The organism is Robertkochia flava, assembly GCF_020166515.1.
GTDB lineage: Bacteria > Bacteroidota > Bacteroidia > Flavobacteriales > Flavobacteriaceae > Robertkochia > Robertkochia flava.
In genome coordinates, this window is record NZ_JAINZT010000005.1 from 460968 (window position 1) to 478186 (window position 17219).

The following is a 17219-nucleotide window of genomic DNA, read 5'->3' on the forward strand; positions in this document are numbered from 1 at the left end:
GGGCTGAAGTTTTATTAATTTGATCCGGTTCCCACGTAGATATACCCGGTGAATGGATCTAAGCCGCTGTCGATCAATTCAACAACGTAATAATAAGTGCCGGAAGGAACCTGTCCGGAGCTTCCTATGGCATTATTATTCGTAAACCCGTTCCAGTTGTTTTTATAGTCATTGGAGGAATACACCATAAGTCCCCATCGGTTAAAGATCTTAACGGTAATCCTGAAACCACAATCTTCATTTACTCCCTTTACGGTAAAATACTCATTATAGGCATCTCCGTTGGGAGTTATGGTTTTGGATATCACCACATCGCTTACCGAGGTGCATGGCAGCACCACGCATTCGTCATGCACATCCAGCTGCAGGGTGTAACGAACGCCGCACTGGCCATTATCGCCTTCGTATCGCAGGGTGTAGGTACCTAAATCGGCCTCCTCGGGGTCAAAGATGTCATTCCTCAGGTTGAAATTTCTATTGATAACCCTCCATTTTCCGGTATTGACCACTTCCTGTGGTAAAAAAGAATTGAGATTCACAGGGGAGTCATCAAGGCAGAGTCTTCTAGTTTCAATCTCCACCTCCTCATGGTCGTTCATTACAAAAATCGTCTGAGTAAGGGTAGTAGTATTCCCACAGGCATCACGGGCAGTCCAGGTTCTCACGATCTGGTAATCCTCTTCAAAGGATTCAAAATCACTGTCGCTGGTAAAGGAAACTTCAACATTTCCGCTACAACCATCGCTAAAAACCAGTTCCGGAACATCGGGAATGGTACCGCAACTCACAGTAATGTCTGTGTCGAGATTACCGTCCAATACCGGCCCTTCGTTGTCTTCTACAGTAATTACCTGGGTATGCGTGCTGGTATTTCCTGCACAATCCTGTGCTGTCCAGGTTCGGGTGATGACCTGTGAACCCGGGCATTTGCCCGGAGCCTGATCTTCACTCATCTCTACAGCCACTGCCACGTCACAGTTATCCAGGGCTGTAAGCACAGGAACTTCCGGAATCGCGCTGCAATTCACGGTAATATCTCCTGGAAGCTCGCTGGTAAATTCTGGAGCTTCATCGTCTGTTACCGTAATCGTCTGTACATAAGAAACAGAATTTCCGCTACAATCCGCAGCTGTCCACGTTCTTCTGATCTCCGATGCCGTACCGCAGTTATTGGTCTGTGAGATCTCCTCTTCAAAAATAACGTCGATTTCACCGCTGCACGCATCGGTCGCGGTAAGGATGGCGGGATCAGGAATCTCGCTGCAACTCACCTTCAGATTTTTACTTGGTAACTCTTCATTAAATATGGGCGCCACATCATCTGTTATGGTGATGGTTTGGGTATGCTCGTTGCTGTTGCCGCTACAATCGGTTACGGTCCAGGTTCTGATCACACTGGACGGAGAGCCACAAGCGTTATTTACCACAGATTCCTCCATAGTTACTTCCACCATAGAATCACAGTTATCGGTAGCTGAAAGGGTTTCAGCTTCCGGAATTTCTCCGCAGGAAACCGCAACATCTGCCGGGAGGGTTTCGTTGAAAACGGGAGCTTTATTGTCTGTAACCGTAATGGTCTGAGTGTGGGCGGTAGAATTTCCGGAACAATCCGTAGCGGTCCATGTCCGGGTGATGGTGTAGCTGGAAGCACATTCATCATCCATTCCGGATATCACTTCCATAAATTCTACGCGTATATCAGGATCACAGTTGTCAGTGGCTGTTAACTCAACGGGCTCTGGCACCAAATCACAACTCACTTCCAGGTTTTCCGGAAGCACCTCATTAAACACAGGTGCCTCGTTGTCATAAAATGTAAGAAGTTGTTGATCAGAATAGATGTTTCCGGCACGGTCTGTGGTCATCCATGTACGAATAATTTCCTCTACACCGCATTCGGTAGCAGTTACCTGGTCTTCATACCAGATACCCGGAGGGGGAGTGCATTCTGTATTTACGGTGGCAATGCCGGGGTCAAAACCTTCATTGGCAAAACAAACCGAAGTTACTGCTCCTGATCCATCAAGAATTACCTTCATCCTGAAAACATCAGTAAAGCCGCTCAAATCAATAGTGGTTGCCCCATTGTCTCCCATAGCCGGAATGTTTGCCGTTCCGATCAGGTTTCCTGTGGCGCCGTACAATTCGATCCTTCTCCTGGACTGGTTGTCTTCTACATCCATAATGGTAATTCCCTTCAGGGCAACACCGTTAAAAGCGCTGAGATCAAAATCGAGGTAGGCTCCTTTTTCATTCAGATCGTTTGGAACGTTGTACGATGGATTCTGTATGATCAGGATATTCTTTTCAGGAATGTAATTGGGATATAGACTTCCGTCTCTGCCTTCAGCGCCGATACCGGGCCCTCCGAAATCTTCATTGGGTGTACCCAGGTCCTTGTCGGACGAGGTAGGGTTGGAGGAATCAAATAGATTAGGAGTCCGGCTTCCCCTGGAAGAGCCCGCAGATACGGTTATCGTTCTTCCCGCATGGGTAAATACAGAGACGTCGTTAATCCCTTCAAAATCGATACAGGGAATGTAATTAATACCACATTCCATCTGTATATCATCGGGGGCGGTGATCTCATAAGCCACTTCCTCTTCCGAGATGGTAATTTTCTGGGTTTTTACCGTTTCATTTCCACAGTTGTCTGTTACCGTCCATGTCCTTGTGAGGGTTCCGCCACCACAGGAATTGAGCTCCATCACATCGCTGTGACGTATCTCGCCAACCTGGCAGTTATCGGTGGCATCAGTGACATTTCCGGTGAGGTCCAGATCTTCAGCCAGATCAGCAGACGAGATTTCGAGGTCTGCCGGTACAGTAAACTGCGGAGCTTCGGTATCTGTTACCTCTATGGTTTGAACGCTTATGGTGCTGTTGCACTGATCGCTGTCGTCAGTAATCCTTAAGGCCACAGTATAGGTGCCACAATTTGGAAAGTCCCGGTTAACCTTCTCGCCGGTGGTCATAGTTTCGAAGGTACCGTCATAATTAAAGTCCCATTCGTACTTAATGATGCAGTTCTGTTTGGAAGAGCCCTTGCTTTTAGATGCGTCGAAATGGTATTGCATACCGCAGTCCCCATCGGCAATAGCCTCAAAAACAGCCTCGGGTGCTTCTTCTACTTTAATACTGTGGGTTATGGTGTTGGTGCACCCGTAAGAATCTGTAACTCTTAGGGCTATGACTCTGTTCTCCTTTTTGTTAAAAGTGACGTTTACAGAAGCTGTAGTTGCCCCGGTTTTAAATTTGTTCCCGTCGTAATCCAGGTCCCATTCGTAGGCGGTAATGCCATCCATGAAATCAGGGGCATTTTGTGCATTGTACAGTGCCGCATCATAGTGAACGGAACTTTCCCCACTCAGGGTGATCTCACTGTGAGCACAAACCTCGTCAGGAGCAGTGATAGCTGCGGTGGGCTCAGAGTTGATGCCGAAACTTACCGGAAAATCAAAATCATCCTTATGAGCAGAATTTGGTGAGCCTCCGGCATTGGCAGACGCTAAATTGAGGCCTATGGTATGGCAATTATTGCTGCCGCCACAGGTATCGAAAATTTCACTTATTGCAATTCGGAATTCAAAGAATTTGCCAAGGTCTCCATCGCAGGATTCCTTTCCTACTTTAGCTTCAAATCTTTTACCAGTGCTTTTAAAGTCATTTCCATCCCATTCGTAAATCAGGTTATTGGTGATCTGTGGGTTGCTTCCCGGCCTGATATCAAAGGCCAGTGCAATATCTGCCCCGTTCTGAGAGGGGTCTCCGGTATTGGGATCACAATCGGTATTCAGGTAAAAAGAGAAAAATGAATTCCCGGATTTGCGCCGTTCAAAGGCCAGGTAGAGGTACTGCGGACTTTGTCTGAACCAAAGGTTGAGAACGTCGGCAGTTCCAGTAGGAGTATCACGCTCTCCATAGCCATCTCCATCAGTGTCATTATCTGCATGGTCCGGAATACCCCATTCAGAGTCAGCTCCCGGTTTACAATTATGACCATCAAAGGTGAAATCCTGGGCGAACCCGGTTGCATAAGAAATCACCATGAAGTAAATCAATAGTAGTAGTCTTTTCATCATACGCACATAGTAATAGGGTCCACAGACTTCGTAGGGCTTAAGTCCGGACGTGCTCCTTCAACATCAAGAACATCCTTAACAGGTAAGATTTGGGCAATCTTAAAATTTCAGTTTTTTCGGGAGGAAAGTGTTTTCATCCACGAAGGAACAGAGTTAAGGCTTTTCTTTCAAAAAAAATTGACGTAAAGTGTTTTTTAATCGTTTATAAACCTAGTAACTTTATTGTTGTAAAACATTAATAATTAAGGCGTGCAAGGTAAAAAAATAACCCTTATGAGGCATGGAAAATCCTCGTGGGAAAATGATGTCAAAGACCAGGACAGACCCTTACAGGAACGTGGAGTAAAAGACGCAGGTAACGTAGCGACATTCGCCCACGATCGCATGGAATTACCCGAGGCGGTATTCTCGAGTCCGGCCAACAGGGCCCTGCATACCTGCCTGATCGCTATGAGGAATTTCGGACTCGATCCTCAGCAGCTCACCATTACTGAAGAGTTGTATGATTTTTCCGGAGGTAGTGTAGAACGGTTTATTCGTAATTTGGATGATTCCCTCAACCATGTAATGATTTTTGGTCATAATCATGCATTCACGGCAATTTCTAATATATTTGGAAGTGAAAAAATTGATAACCTGCCTACTGCCGGATTGGTTCATATTCATTTCAATGAACAGCACTGGGCAGACATTACCAAAGGAACCACCAAATTAAAAATTTTTCCTAAGCACCTGCGATAAATGAACAAAGTACATAATGAATATATAAACCGTGAGATCAGTTGGTTAAATTTTAATGCCCGGGTTTTACAGGAAGCTGCAGATCATAAGGTGCCTCTTATTGAGCGCCTTCGTTTTTTAGGGATCTTTTCCAATAACCTGGATGAATTCTTCAAGGTGCGGTATGCCACTGTAAAACGCATTGCCCTTTCCGGGAAAACGGGGAAAAGCGTTCTGGGAGGTGCCGATGCCAAAGACCTGATGGAAGATATAACAGAGATCGTGATCCAGCAGCAAACCGAAAGCCTGAAAATATTGAAGAGCATCGGGAAGGAGCTCGAGAAGGAGAATATCTTTATGGTCAATGAGAATCAGGTGGCTGAGGATCAGGATGTATTTATAAAGCAGTTCTTCCTGGAGAAAGTGAGTCCGGCAGTAGCCGTGATCATGCTTGATGAACTGACCGAGTTTCCGCATTTGAAGGAAAATGCTGCTTACCTGGCCGTTAAAATGGTGCTGAAACCGGAAGAACCGGTAAAAGGGATTAAAAAGCTCATCGGGGGACCTGAAAAACCCGTTCGTTATGCCCTGGTGGAAATTCCGCGATACCTGGATCGTTTCGTGGTGCTGCCTTCAAAAGGGGAGAAGAGCTACATTATGATCCTGGATGACCTTATCCGGTATTGTATGGACAGCATCTTTAATATTTTTAAATATGAATCTTTGTCTGCCCACATGATCAAGATCACCAGGGATGCCGAGCTGGATATTGATAATGATCTTTCGAAGAGCTTTATAGAAAAGATTTCCAGCAGTGTAAGAGGGAGGCGCATCAGTGAGCCTGTTCGTTTTGTGTATGACAAGAGTATTGGGAAGGATACGCTCAATTTCCTCAAACAAAAGATGGGAATTGATGAAACCGATAGTGTTATTCCGGGAGGGCGGTATCATAACCGCAGGGATTACATGAAATTCCCGAGTCTGGGGCGGGAGGATCTGCTCTATAAGAAGTTTCCGCCGCTTCCGGTGAAGGGGCTCAGCATGGAGGGCAGTATCTTCGAATCGATCGCAAAAAAGGACTATTTGCAATATGCCCCTTACCATACCTTTTCTTATGTGATTAAGTTTTTGAGGGAGGCGGCGATCGATCCGAATGTCAAGTCCATCAAGATCACTGTTTACCGGCTGGCCAGGAATTCTCAGGTGGCCAGTGCCCTTGTCAACGCCGTGAAGAACGGAAAGGATGTTACCGTTCAGATTGAACTTCAGGCCAGGTTTGATGAGGAGGCCAATATCAAATATGCCGAACAATTACAGGCAGAAGGAGTTAAACTGATCTTTGGTGTGCAGGGGTTAAAAGTGCACAGCAAGGTTTGTATCATTGAAAGGGAAGAGGCAGGAGAGCTAAAGCGCTATGGCTTTATAAGCACCGGTAATTTTAACGAGGCAACCGCCAGGGTATATACCGATTACACCCTTTTTACCGCACATCAGCCCATTTTGCGGGAGATCAATAAGGTGTTCAGCTTTTTTGATACCAATTACAAGGTGTATAAATATAAACACCTGATCGTTTCTCCGCATTATACCAAAAATATATTCACCAAACTTATTAAGAAGGAGATCGAAAATGCCAGGAATGGAAAAGAAGCCTGGATACGAATCAAGATGAACAGCTTCACCTCCTATAAGATGGTGGATAAACTGTATGAAGCCAGCAGGGCAGGGGTTAAGGTTCAGCTTATTGTTCGCGGTACCTGCTGCCTGATCCCCGGAGTACCGGGGATGAGTGAGAACATTGAAGCGATCAGCGTGGTTGACCGGTTCTTAGAGCACCCCCGATTATTTATCTTTGCCAATGGGGGAGACCCCAAATACTACATTTCCTCAGCCGACTGGATGACCCGAAACCTGGATTACCGCGTCGAAGTGGGCTGTCCTGTTTACGATGAGGATATAAAAAAGGAATTGATGGATACCTTCGAGATCTGCTGGAAGGATAATGTGAAAGCCCGTGTGTTTTCCGTGAAACAGGATAACGCCTACAGACGTAATAAAAAAGCCCCGGTACGTTCGCAATTTGCTACCTATGAGTATTATTTGAAGAAAAACCTTTAAAACAGGACGTGTTGAAGATCAGGAAGTTTGCCGGGATAGATGTGGGCTCAAATGCGATAAGGCTGCTCATTAACAATGTGATCGAATTTCCGGACCACCGGGAAACCCAATTCAAGAAGAGTGCGCTGATACGGGTACCGGTGCGGCTTGGGCAGGATGTGTTTACTGGCGGGGCGATCTCTGATCACAATGTTGCCAGAATCCTGGATACGATGAAAGCTTTCCGGTACCTTATGAAGGTGCACGGGGTTGAAAAATATATGGGTTGTGCCACCTCTGCCATGCGGGAGGCTGCCAACGGAGAGGACGTGGCGGAAAGAATAAAAAAGGAGGCCGAAATCCTGATCGAGATCATCGACGGTAAAAAGGAGGCGGCTATAATAGCATCGACCGACCTGCACCAGGTTATTGAGCAGGATAAGAACTATCTTTATGTGGATGTGGGTGGTGGAAGTACCGAATTCACTATTTTCAGTGGCGGAAAGATTGTGACCTCCCGATCTTTTAAAATTGGGACAGTTCGCCTGCTAAACGAAATGGTAAGCGAATCCTACTGGAAAGGTATAGAGCAATGGATCCGGGAGAAAACCAAAGCCTATCCGAAGATTTCCATCATTGGATCCGGAGGAAATATCAATAAACTTTTCAAGATGTCCGGCAGGAAGCCCGGGACTCCGCTGTCTTATATTTATCTCAACGCCCAGTATCAGTTTTTGCAGGAGCTTTCTTTTGACGAACGGATCTCTGAGCTGGGTCTGAATCCGGACAGGGCCGATGTGATCATTCCCGCTACACGCATCTATCTTAATGCCTGTAAATGGAGCGGGGCCCGCAAGATCTTCGTGCCAAAAATAGGACTGTCTGACGGGATCGTTAAATTACTCTACAATCTGGAACTCGGCGAGCGCAGGCTGGTTTAACCGTGTATGGTTTCTTTTTTACCGAGATCTTTCATGATCTCTGCTTCATAGGTTAACAGGTCCTGCCATTTTTGATCCACTTCCTCCCGGTTGCCGTATTGCCTTGCAAATTTAAGGAACATGGTATAGTGATTGGCTTCACTTATCATCAGCTTTCTGTAGAATTCTGCCAGTTCCTTGTCTGCGAGTTCTTCAGATAACAATCGAAAGCGCTCACAACTACGGGCCTCAATCAATGCTGCATAAAGCAGTTTGTTCACAAGATGGGTGGTTCTGCTTCCACCTTTAGGGAAAAACTTCATAAGTTGGTTTACGTATTCATCCTTTCGGTCGCGTCCAAGAACCCAGCCGCGTTCCACGATCTTATCGTGTACCATCTTAAAATGACTGATTTCCTCCTTCACCAGTGCGGTCATGGCCTGAACAAGTTCCGTATGCTCCGGAAATTGCACGATCAGTGAAATTGCCGTACTGGTGGCTTTTTGTTCACACCAGGCGTGATCTGAAAGAATTTCTTCAATATTCTTTTCCACGATGTTTACCCAGCGCGGGTCTGTAGGTAGTTTTAATCCAAGCATTTTATATCCGGTTTTTCCTTTTGCAAATTTATGAATTTTCTCCACCTCTGCCCAGTCTGCCTGTTATGCTCCTGTTAAAGGGCTATAACGATTAATTTAAGTATTCATCGAAGTTTAGGATACCCTCTGGTCAATATCTATAATTTTAAAAACCTAACATCTAGCGACTTACGCATTATTCACTAATATCTGATTATGATTACCTCCCGAGATTCACTCGTGCAACACGGTATGGCAAACGTGCTCGAAAAAATTCTCCACTCCGCCCTGGAGCCATCACAATTTCGATGGCTTGAGCAGCGCATGGGAGAATTACTCAAGTCGCCTTCGGCCAGGGAGCTCTATTTGGCCTATACCCTGATCGGACAGAAGTTCGGAGTTACTCCTGTAGACCTTCAGGATAGTGAAGATGAATTGTCTACCGATTACCTGGCGCATCATGAGATCAATCTAGCAGAAGCAGGCAGGCTCTGGTTGTTATTAAACGTGTTGCAAAATCAGCCGGAAGCCTATGAAAAGGCCGTTCAAAAGCTAATTGAAGTGGCCGATGGCCGGGAATTAACCACCTTTTTGAGGGACCTGTGGTTACTTCCCGCGCTTGAACATTTTTGTGATACGGCAGTCGAAGCCCTGAGAACCAATATGGTGCCTGTTTTTGATGCCATTGCACTTCATAATCCCTATCCTACACTGTATTTCAATGAACAACAGTGGAACCAGATGTACCTCAAAGCCGCTTTTATGCAACGACCGTTACAGCAAATCGTAGGGGTGGAAGAGCGCGCCAATGTGGAATTGAGTCGTATTATTTCTGATTACGCCCATGAACGCTGGGCAGCATCAAGGGAGATAGATGCCCGTATCTGGAGGCCTGTAGCCTTTGCTCCGGCCCCCGGTACCCTGGAAGACATCAGGAAATTATTAAAACAAGGCAGCCAGGCCGAAATCCATGCTGCCGTTCTGGTAGCCGCCTCATCGGCAGATAAGCAATTAAGGGCTCTGGCCCTGGAGAGACCGGATATTCTTGAACGGATAAAAAATAAAACCCTGAATTGGAACAACTTAAAGTAAAAATATGGAACATCAGTTAAAAATTATCGATCCTCATATTCATATGACCTCCAGAACCACCGATGATTATGAGGCCATGGCTAAGGCAGGCGTGGTAGCGGTGATCGAGCCGTCTTTTTGGCTCGGGCAACCGCGTACCCAGGTAGGTTCTTTCCAGGATTACTACAGCAGCCTGGTAGGTTGGGAGCCTTTCCGTGCGAGCCAGTTTGGAATAAAGCATTATTGCACCATTGGACTCAACAGCAAGGAGGCCAATAATGAAGCCCTTGCAGAACAGGTCATGGAGCTGCTTCCCCTTTACCTGTTCAAAGATAATGTGGTTGCCATAGGCGAGATCGGTTACGACGATCAGACGCCTCTTGAAGACCGGTATTTCAGGATGCAGCTGGAATTGGCAAAAGAGTTTGATATGCTGGTACAGGTACATACACCGCATCGCGATAAAAAGGCGGGAACCATTAAAAGTATGGAGGTCTGCCTGGAACATGGTTTGGACCCTTCGAAGGTGGTGATCGATCATAATAACGAGGAAACGGTGAGAGATGTTCTCGACCGGGGGTTTAATGCCGCCTTCACGATTTATCCCAAAACCAAAATGGGAAATGAACGTATGGTGGAGGTTGTAAAAAAATTCGGCAGCGACCGTATCATTGTCGATAGCTCTGCCGATTGGGGGGTCAGCGATCCTCTGGCGGTGCCGAAAACCGCCTCCCTGATGCTTAAAAGAGGAATAGCCATGGAAGATGTGGAAAAGACCTGTTATCGCAATGCCCTGGAGGTATTTGGTAAGAGTGGTAAGATGAAGGAGGAACACTGGGAGAACAACGATGGGATCGATCAGAGAAAACTCTATAATGACAATTCGGTGTTAAGAGGGCAGGAGCCCAGGGTAGATGCCGAAAAGATCGTGTAAAAGGTGAAGAAACTAAAAGCATATATACGACTTACGCGTCCTGCCAATCTTCCCACGGCCGTGGCAGATATCATAGCAGGAGCCGCAGTAAGTACAGCACTGATCATGAATTCAGGAGGCCTTATGCCCGGCTCCCGGGAATTGGTGGCTCAGGTGGTGCTGCTGAGCATGGCTTCAGTGTTATTGTATGCTTCAGGTGTGGTGCTAAACGATTACTTCGATCGTGGGATCGATGCGGTTGAGCGGCCGGAGCGCCCGATTCCCAGTGGTATAGTTGCTCCTATGGCTGCGGCAGTATTTGGTTTTACGCTCATGGGACTGGGAGTGTTCACCGGGTTTCTGGTTTCTCCTCTAAGTGGGATTCTGGGAGTCATCCTTGCCGTTAGTATTCTTTCCTATGATGCCTGGGCTAAAAGGAATACTACCCTGGGGCCCTTGAATATGGGGCTCTGCCGGGGATTGAATCTTTTACTGGGGATGAGTTTGTTTGGAGAGGTACAACTCTGGTGGATGGCCATCATACCCGTGCTCTATATCGGGGCGATTACCCTGATCAGTCGGGGAGAGGTGCAGGGAAAAAACAGGAATCACATCCTGATCGCCTTCTTTCTGTATCTCACGGTATTTGTTTTTCTCACCGGACTTAATAATATGGGTCAAGTCTCTTTTGTTTTTGTATTGCCTTTTCTTGTGGGTTTTGCGGTAATGACCATGGTGCCCCTGATGAAGGCCTACAGGCAAAACACTCCTGAAAATATAAGAAAAGCGGTACGAGCCGGGGTTATTTCGCTTATTCTCCTCGATGCCTGTATTGCAGTCATATTCGCCGGATGGAGGGCTGGATTGAGTATACTGGTATTGTTGCCGGTATCCTTATTTCTCTCAAGACAATTTGCTGTGACATAGATAAATCATATCAGTGATGAAAAAATATTCGAAATTGGAACAGGACTTTCAGGTAAGGCACCGCTATCAGGTGCACTTTACCAATGACCTGTTTGATTATAATAACCCGCTGCTTCAACAGCTCATATCGGCTTCCGGTGCAGAACAACCTGTGAAGGTATTGTTCGTTATAGACGAAGGGGTGAGTAAGGCTCATGAATACCTTACGGATGAAATCTCAGCCTATGCCAGGATGTATAATAATTCGATCACCCTGGCGGGCAAATTAATTGTGCCCGGGGGCGAAAGGGTGAAAAACGAACGGGAGTTTTTAACTACCGTACTTGAAGAGATTGACAAGCAAGGTATCTGCAGGCATTCGTTTGTAATTGCCGTCGGAGGTGGAGCTTTACTGGATATGGCAGGTTTCGCTGCAGCGGTGGCTCACAGGGGGGTACGCCTTATCAGGGTACCTACTACCGTATTATCTCAGAATGATTCGGGAATCGGGGTGAAAAACAGTGTGAACTGGCAGGGTAAGAAAAATTTCCTGGGGAGTTTTGCACCACCCTACGCGGTGATCAACGACTGGAACTTTCTCAGTACCCTCGATCAGCGGGATTGGATTTCCGGAACCTCCGAGGCCGTCAAGGTAGCTTTAATAAAAGACCCGGAATTTTTTCATGAGATCTGCAACATGGCCGAAGCTTTGAAAGAAAGGGATGTTGAAGCTATGAAAAAACTTATTTATCACTGTGCGAGACTGCATGTGGAACATATAGGCGGAGGAGATCCATTTGAACAAGGGTCTTCCAGACCACTGGATTTTGGGCATTGGGCAGCGCATAAGCTTGAACAACTCACCAATTTTGAGATGCGTCACGGAGAGGCTGTTGCGGTGGGGATGGCTATTGATATAACCTATGCTTATCTGAAAGGAATGATAGGGGCTCAGGACCATGGACTCATCGTACAAACCCTGGAGCACCTGGGGTTTGACCTGCAGATACCAGCGCATGTGGATTTTGAGATGCTCTTCGAAGGCATCGGCGAATTCCGGGAGCACCTGGGAGGGGCTCTCACCATTACCCTGATATCAGGTATTGGGATTAAAAAGGATGTACACGAAATTGATAAGGAAGTAATGAGTGAGGCGGTATATCGGGTACGAAACAGAATGTTTGTTAATCAATTATAGCATAATGCTGGTCAGGAATAATTTTCATTTAAGTTACTGCACCAATATTCACCCCGGTGAAGGATGGGAGCAAACCTGGGAAAATCTTCAGCGGTTTTTACCGGAAATAAAACAACGCGTTGCTCCTGATACTCCTTTCGGAGTTGGACTCCGGCTTTCCAACAAGGCCAGTGAGGAACTGGGTACCGGGAGTAAGCTGGAGGCATTGAAATTGTGGCTGCTCGAACATGATCTCTACGTATTTACCATGAATGGTTTTCCCTATGGCAGTTTCCATTTTAAGGAGGTTAAAGACCTGGTTCATGCTCCGGACTGGACTACCGATGACAGGCTGGATTATACCTTCCTGTTAATCGATCAGCTTGCATATCTTTTACCGAGGGGATTGTCCGGGAGTATCTCTACTTCTCCGCTGAGTTACCGCCACTGGTATACCTCTGATGAATTCCGGGAAAAATGCATGAAGAAGGCAGCGAAACAACTGGCACGGGTGGTTACCAGGTTATATGAGCTCGAACGGGACCAGGGGGTATACATTCACCTGGATATCGAGCCGGAGCCGGATGGATTGATGCAGAACAGCCTGGAGGTCATCGATTTTTTCAGAGAATACCTGATCCCTATCGCCTCTGACCATATTGAAAACACAATCGATCGCATGCCATATGATGCCGAAGAAATGGTACTTAAATATATTAATGTATGCTACGATGTCTGCCATTTTTCCCTGGCATATGAATCGCCGGCAAAGACCTTTAAACGCTTTTTGCAAACCGGGATAAGAGTGGGAAAGGTACAGCTCAGTTCTGCTTTAAAAATCATCCTGGACGGAAGATACGACCAGCAAAAGATGGAACTCCTGGCCGGTTTTGATGAGCCCGTTTACCTGCATCAGGTTACTGAACTTCGGGGAGATACAGTAAAGACTTACCAGGATTTGCCTGCGGTATTAAAGAGTAAGCGAAGTTTTAAGGAGTTGCGGGCCCATTTTCACGTGCCTGTATTTCTTGAGAATTACGGACTTCTGGATTCAACACAGGATCATATTCTGGCTACCCTGGAATACCTCAAAAAGCACGACAGGGTTTGTGAACACCTGGAGGTGGAAACCTATACCTGGGAGGTACTGCCGGAAGATATGAAAACCAGCGTTGAAGAATGTATCGAAAGAGAATTACTTTGGGTAAAGGAACACTTTAAATGCACCTATGAGGAAGACGGTTGTGATTAATATCGTTGGCTTATCTCCTTCTTTGTTAGGAGAAAACACCCCGTTTTTGAATGATTTTCTCAGTCGGGGAAGCATGACGCGGATCCGACCGGCTTTCCCGGCTGTAACCTGTACGGCACAGTCTGCTTATTTAACCGGAAAATTACCGGCGCAACACGGTATTGTAGGTAATGGGTGGTATTTTAAAGAGGAGTTGGAAATTAAATTCTGGAGACAGAGCAACCGGCTGGTACAGAGCGCTAAGATCTGGGAGACCCTTAAGGAAAGAGACGCGGAGTTTACCTGCGCCAATTTGTTCTGGTGGTATAATATGTACTCTTCTGCAGATTATTCGGTGACCCCGAGACCTAATTACCTGGCCGACGGGAGAAAAATTCCGGATGTATACAGCCATCCGGCCGATCTCCGAAATCACCTGCAACAGAAGCTCGGCCGTTTTCCTCTTTTTAAGTTCTGGGGTCCGGCAACAGATATCACCTCTTCAAAGTGGATCGCCAATGCGGCCGTCGAGGTAGATAAAAAGTACGACCCGACCCTCACCCTTGTATACCTGCCACATCTGGATTACAACTTGCAGCGCTGGGGGACAGACCCCGGGAAAGTAGGGAAGGACCTGCAGGAGATCGACCGCCTGGTCCGGGATCTTGTGGGTTGGTATGAAAAGAAAAATGCACAGGTGGTTTTACTTTCTGAATATGGAATTACCGATGTTCGGCACCCTGTTCACCTTAACCGCACCTTGCGTGAAATGGGGCTGTTGGCAGTGAGGGAAGAGCGTGGCCGGGAGTTACTGGATGCAGGAGCCAGCCAGGCTTTTGCCGTTGCAGATCACCAGGTAGCCCATATTTATGTAAAAGACCAAGGATCCGTTGAGACCCTGGCCCGTAAGCTTGGGGCGCTCGATGGGGTGGATAAGATCTGGTACGGGGAGCAACGGCGTGAGGTAGGCCTGAAGCACGACAGGGCAGGAGATATCGTGGTAAGTGCTGATAAAGACAGCTGGATTACGTATTATTACTGGTTTGATGATGCTAAAGCTCCTGACTTTGCACCTACGGTTGATATTCACAGAAAACCCGGTTATGATCCTGTGGAGATGTTTACCGATCCGGACAAGTCGTTGATGCCGCTGAGGATCTTATGGAAGTTGTTAAAAAGGAAGCTGGGATTTCGGGTCTTAATGGATGTTATCCCCCTCAAGCCGGAATTGGTAAAAGGTTCTCACGGAAGAGTTCCCGAAGATAAAAACTTCTATCCCCTGGCGATGTCCAACTCCGGAATTTTCGAAGACACAGAGGAAATCGCTGCCGAGGAGATTTACGATATCATTTTAAACCTGGTGACAAAGTCGAAGAACTATGAGAACGTATGTACTTAAGGCATTGGCAGTACTATTTGCCATTTTATTTATAATCTCGGCCGGCTTGCAATACAACGACCCGGATCCGGTGCTGTGGTATGTGGTATATGGTATAGCTGCGCTGATATCCCTGCTTTATGTTTTTGACCGCCTCCCCTTATGGGTGGCTGTGGTAATTGCTTTGGTATTTGTTGCAGGGGGCCTGATCTCATGGCCTGCTAAATTTGAAGGCTTTACCATAGGAGGAGGAGATATCCGTAATATTGAGGAAGGCAGGGAGGCTTTCGGATTATTCATTACAGCCCTGATAATGCTGATCTACGCTTTTTCACTTCGTAAAGGAAAAAAAACCGTTTAGATCTCCAGATCGAGTTCCTTTCGGAGGAAATCGAGTGCCGGATTTTTTTCACGCATCTTCTGGTACTTTTCCATAGGCGTAAATGCATATTGTTTCTCGGTTTGCTCGTTTACTTCGACTTCCAGTTCAATGTAGTAATTGTTAAGCGTTTTTTTGAGGTATTCCATTAAAGGATACTGATCCCTTTCCACCTCTTTTTTCATGGTGTCGTTTGGAAGCTCTATGCGTATGCGTTCTTCGTTCGCAAGTTTTGGGATGTCAGATGCAAGGGCCGAACTCAGGATCTTTTTCCCTTCTTTGTCTATTTCATCCACATAAGTATTCCAGGCTTCCTGCATGGCTTTCTCAGTGAAGGGTTCCCGGGGTAGATTTTCGGTGTCGGGAACGAGATCTTTTTTAGCCCGTTCATGTGCTTTTTTTGCCTGGATACTGGATAGGGATAGTCCTGAAACTTTTTTAGTTCCCAGGTCCAGTTTTTTAGGTTTTGGTTTATCGGCTACGGCAACCTCAGTTTGTGTTGCTGTTTGTTGCTGTTCCTGCATTACAGTGGGAACGGGAGCGGGGGTATGGGCAGGAGCCGGCTTTTGCTGTGCTACTTCATTTTGCTGAAACGCAGGAGTAGTCACCGGGGTTTTCTCTGAGCCGTTAACCGTTTTGGGAGTCCCTTCCTTTAATTTGTAATGGGAGGGAGGGATGATGAAGCTACCGGACTTTTTTTTTTCTCCATCAAAATTGATAGAGGCTAATTGCATCAGGCAAAGTTCCACGTGCAATCTTTGGTTATTGCTGTTTCGGTATTCAAAATCGCAGGTGTTGGCCAGATCCAGGGCCTTCATCAAAAAGTCGGCCGGGCATTTCCGGCTTTGCTCCAGGTACTTTTGCTTTGAATCTTCCCCAACTTCCAGCAGTGCTATGGTCGCTTCATTCTTACATACGATAAGGTCTCTGAAATGCGAGCTTAGTCCGGAGATAAAATGATGACCATCAAATCCTAAGGAAAGGAGGTGGTTGAAGCGTATCAGAAGGTCCGGGATATTGTTTTCCAGCAGCATATCTATTACCTCCATGTACGTCTGGTAATCCAGTACATTGAGATTTTCGGTCACTGCCTGCCTGGTGAGCTCGCTTCCGGAGAAACTCACTACCCTGTCAAAAATAGAAAGGGCATCCCGCATGGCACCGTCTGCTTTCTGAGCAATAATGTGCAGGGCATCTTCCTCTGCCTGGATACCTTGATTTTCGGCTATGTATTTAAGGTATTCCCTTGCGTCGGTAACGGTAATACGTTTAAAGTCGAAAATCTGGCATCTGGAGAGGATGGTGGGTATGATCTTGTGTTTCTCGGTGGTTGCCAGGATAAAAATGGCATGCTTTGGCGGCTCTTCAAGGGTTTTTAGGAAAGCATTGAAGGCGGAGGTAGACAACATATGCACCTCATCGATGATGTATACCTTGTATTTTCCTGTTTGTGGAGGAATGCGCACCTGGTCGATAAGACTTCGAATATCATCAACTGAGTTATTGGATGCGGCATCCAGCTCAAAAATATTGAAGGCGAAATCCTCGTCTTCACTTTCCGTACCATCCTGATTGATCATTTTGGCCAGTATGCGGGCACAGGTCGTCTTACCAACTCCCCTGGGGCCACAAAACAATAAGGCCTGGGCCAGATGATTGTTCTCTATGGCATTGAGCAGGGTATTGGTAATGGCCTGTTGTCCTACGACATCTTTAAAGGTCTTAGGCCTGTATTTTCGGGCTGATACGACAAAGTGTTCCATCACA

At 46.5% G+C, this 17219-nt stretch carries 13 protein-coding genes; 10 read left to right on the plus strand and 3 right to left on the minus strand.

The features are described from left to right. Positions 1 to 14: 14 nt before the first annotated feature. On the minus strand, positions 15 to 4082 hold the full coding sequence (locus tag K7R11_RS08535) for an HYR-like domain-containing protein (RefSeq protein WP_224490112.1): 4068 nt from the start codon (positions 4080 to 4082) through the stop codon (positions 15 to 17). A gap of 273 nt (positions 4083 to 4355) precedes the next feature. On the opposite strand from K7R11_RS08535, the gene K7R11_RS08540 reads away from it, so the two are divergent. The 3 genes from K7R11_RS08540 to K7R11_RS08550 are packed head-to-tail and all read left to right on the plus strand — an operon-like array spanning position 4356 to position 7840. Next, positions 4356 to 4823 carry a SixA phosphatase family protein gene (locus tag K7R11_RS08540; RefSeq protein WP_224490113.1) on the plus strand — a complete coding sequence of 156 codons (468 nt, stop codon included), beginning with the start codon at positions 4356 to 4358 and terminating at the stop codon, positions 4821 to 4823. Then, positions 4824 to 6920: a polyphosphate kinase 1 gene (ppk1, locus tag K7R11_RS08545; protein ID WP_224490114.1), complete on the plus strand. Its 2097-nt coding sequence runs from the start codon at positions 4824 to 4826 to the stop codon at positions 6918 to 6920. It begins immediately after the preceding gene. An 8-nt stretch (positions 6921 to 6928) separates the two neighbouring features. Continuing rightward, complete coding sequence (locus K7R11_RS08550; protein ID WP_224490115.1) at positions 6929 to 7840, plus strand: Ppx/GppA phosphatase family protein; 912 nt, start codon at positions 6929 to 6931, stop codon at positions 7838 to 7840. On the opposite strand, the gene miaE is transcribed toward K7R11_RS08550, so the two are convergent. After that, positions 7837 to 8418: a tRNA-(ms[2]io[6]A)-hydroxylase gene (gene miaE / locus K7R11_RS08555; protein ID WP_224490116.1), complete on the minus strand. Its 582-nt coding sequence runs from the start codon at positions 8416 to 8418 to the stop codon at positions 7837 to 7839. The genes K7R11_RS08550 and miaE overlap by 4 nt on opposite strands. Before the next feature lie 195 nt (positions 8419 to 8613). Between miaE and K7R11_RS08560 the strand changes: the two genes are divergently transcribed. Genes K7R11_RS08560 through K7R11_RS08590 form a run of 7 tightly spaced genes read left to right on the plus strand, consistent with a single transcriptional unit; the run spans position 8614 to position 15434 of the window. Next, the gene (locus K7R11_RS08560) at positions 8614 to 9489 is read left to right on the plus strand and encodes an EboA domain-containing protein (RefSeq protein ID WP_224490117.1); all 876 of its coding nucleotides are present in this window, start codon (positions 8614 to 8616) and stop codon (positions 9487 to 9489) included. 4 nt (positions 9490 to 9493) lie between these two features. Continuing rightward, on the plus strand, positions 9494 to 10402 hold the full coding sequence (locus K7R11_RS08565) for a TatD family hydrolase (protein WP_224490118.1): 909 nt from the start codon (positions 9494 to 9496) through the stop codon (positions 10400 to 10402). 3 nt (positions 10403 to 10405) lie between these two features. Continuing rightward, positions 10406 to 11308 (plus strand): UbiA-like protein EboC, encoded by a 903-nt coding sequence (eboC, locus tag K7R11_RS08570; protein ID WP_224490119.1) that lies wholly within the window; start codon positions 10406 to 10408, stop codon positions 11306 to 11308. A gap of 16 nt (positions 11309 to 11324) precedes the next feature. After that, positions 11325 to 12485, plus strand: a complete 1161-nt coding sequence (locus K7R11_RS08575) for a 3-dehydroquinate synthase (protein ID WP_224490120.1) — start codon at positions 11325 to 11327, stop codon at positions 12483 to 12485. Between the two features lie 4 nt (positions 12486 to 12489). After that, positions 12490 to 13716 (plus strand): metabolite traffic protein EboE, encoded by a 1227-nt coding sequence (eboE, locus tag K7R11_RS08580; protein WP_224490121.1) that lies wholly within the window; start codon positions 12490 to 12492, stop codon positions 13714 to 13716. Next, a complete protein-coding gene (locus K7R11_RS08585; RefSeq protein ID WP_224490122.1) occupies positions 13694 to 15094 on the plus strand; it encodes an alkaline phosphatase family protein in 1401 nt (466 codons plus the stop codon). The genes eboE and K7R11_RS08585 overlap by 23 nt, the downstream gene beginning before the upstream one ends. Next, positions 15075 to 15434 (plus strand): transmembrane 220 family protein, encoded by a 360-nt coding sequence (locus K7R11_RS08590; protein WP_224490123.1) that lies wholly within the window; start codon positions 15075 to 15077, stop codon positions 15432 to 15434. Before K7R11_RS08585 ends, K7R11_RS08590 begins: the two co-directional genes overlap by 20 nt. Here K7R11_RS08590 and K7R11_RS08595 read toward each other — a convergent pair. Next, complete coding sequence (locus K7R11_RS08595; protein ID WP_224490124.1) at positions 15431 to 17215, minus strand: DNA polymerase III subunit gamma/tau; 1785 nt, start codon at positions 17213 to 17215, stop codon at positions 15431 to 15433. The two genes, K7R11_RS08590 and K7R11_RS08595, sit on opposite strands and share 4 nt — an antisense overlap. Positions 17216 to 17219: the final 4 nt, after the last annotated feature.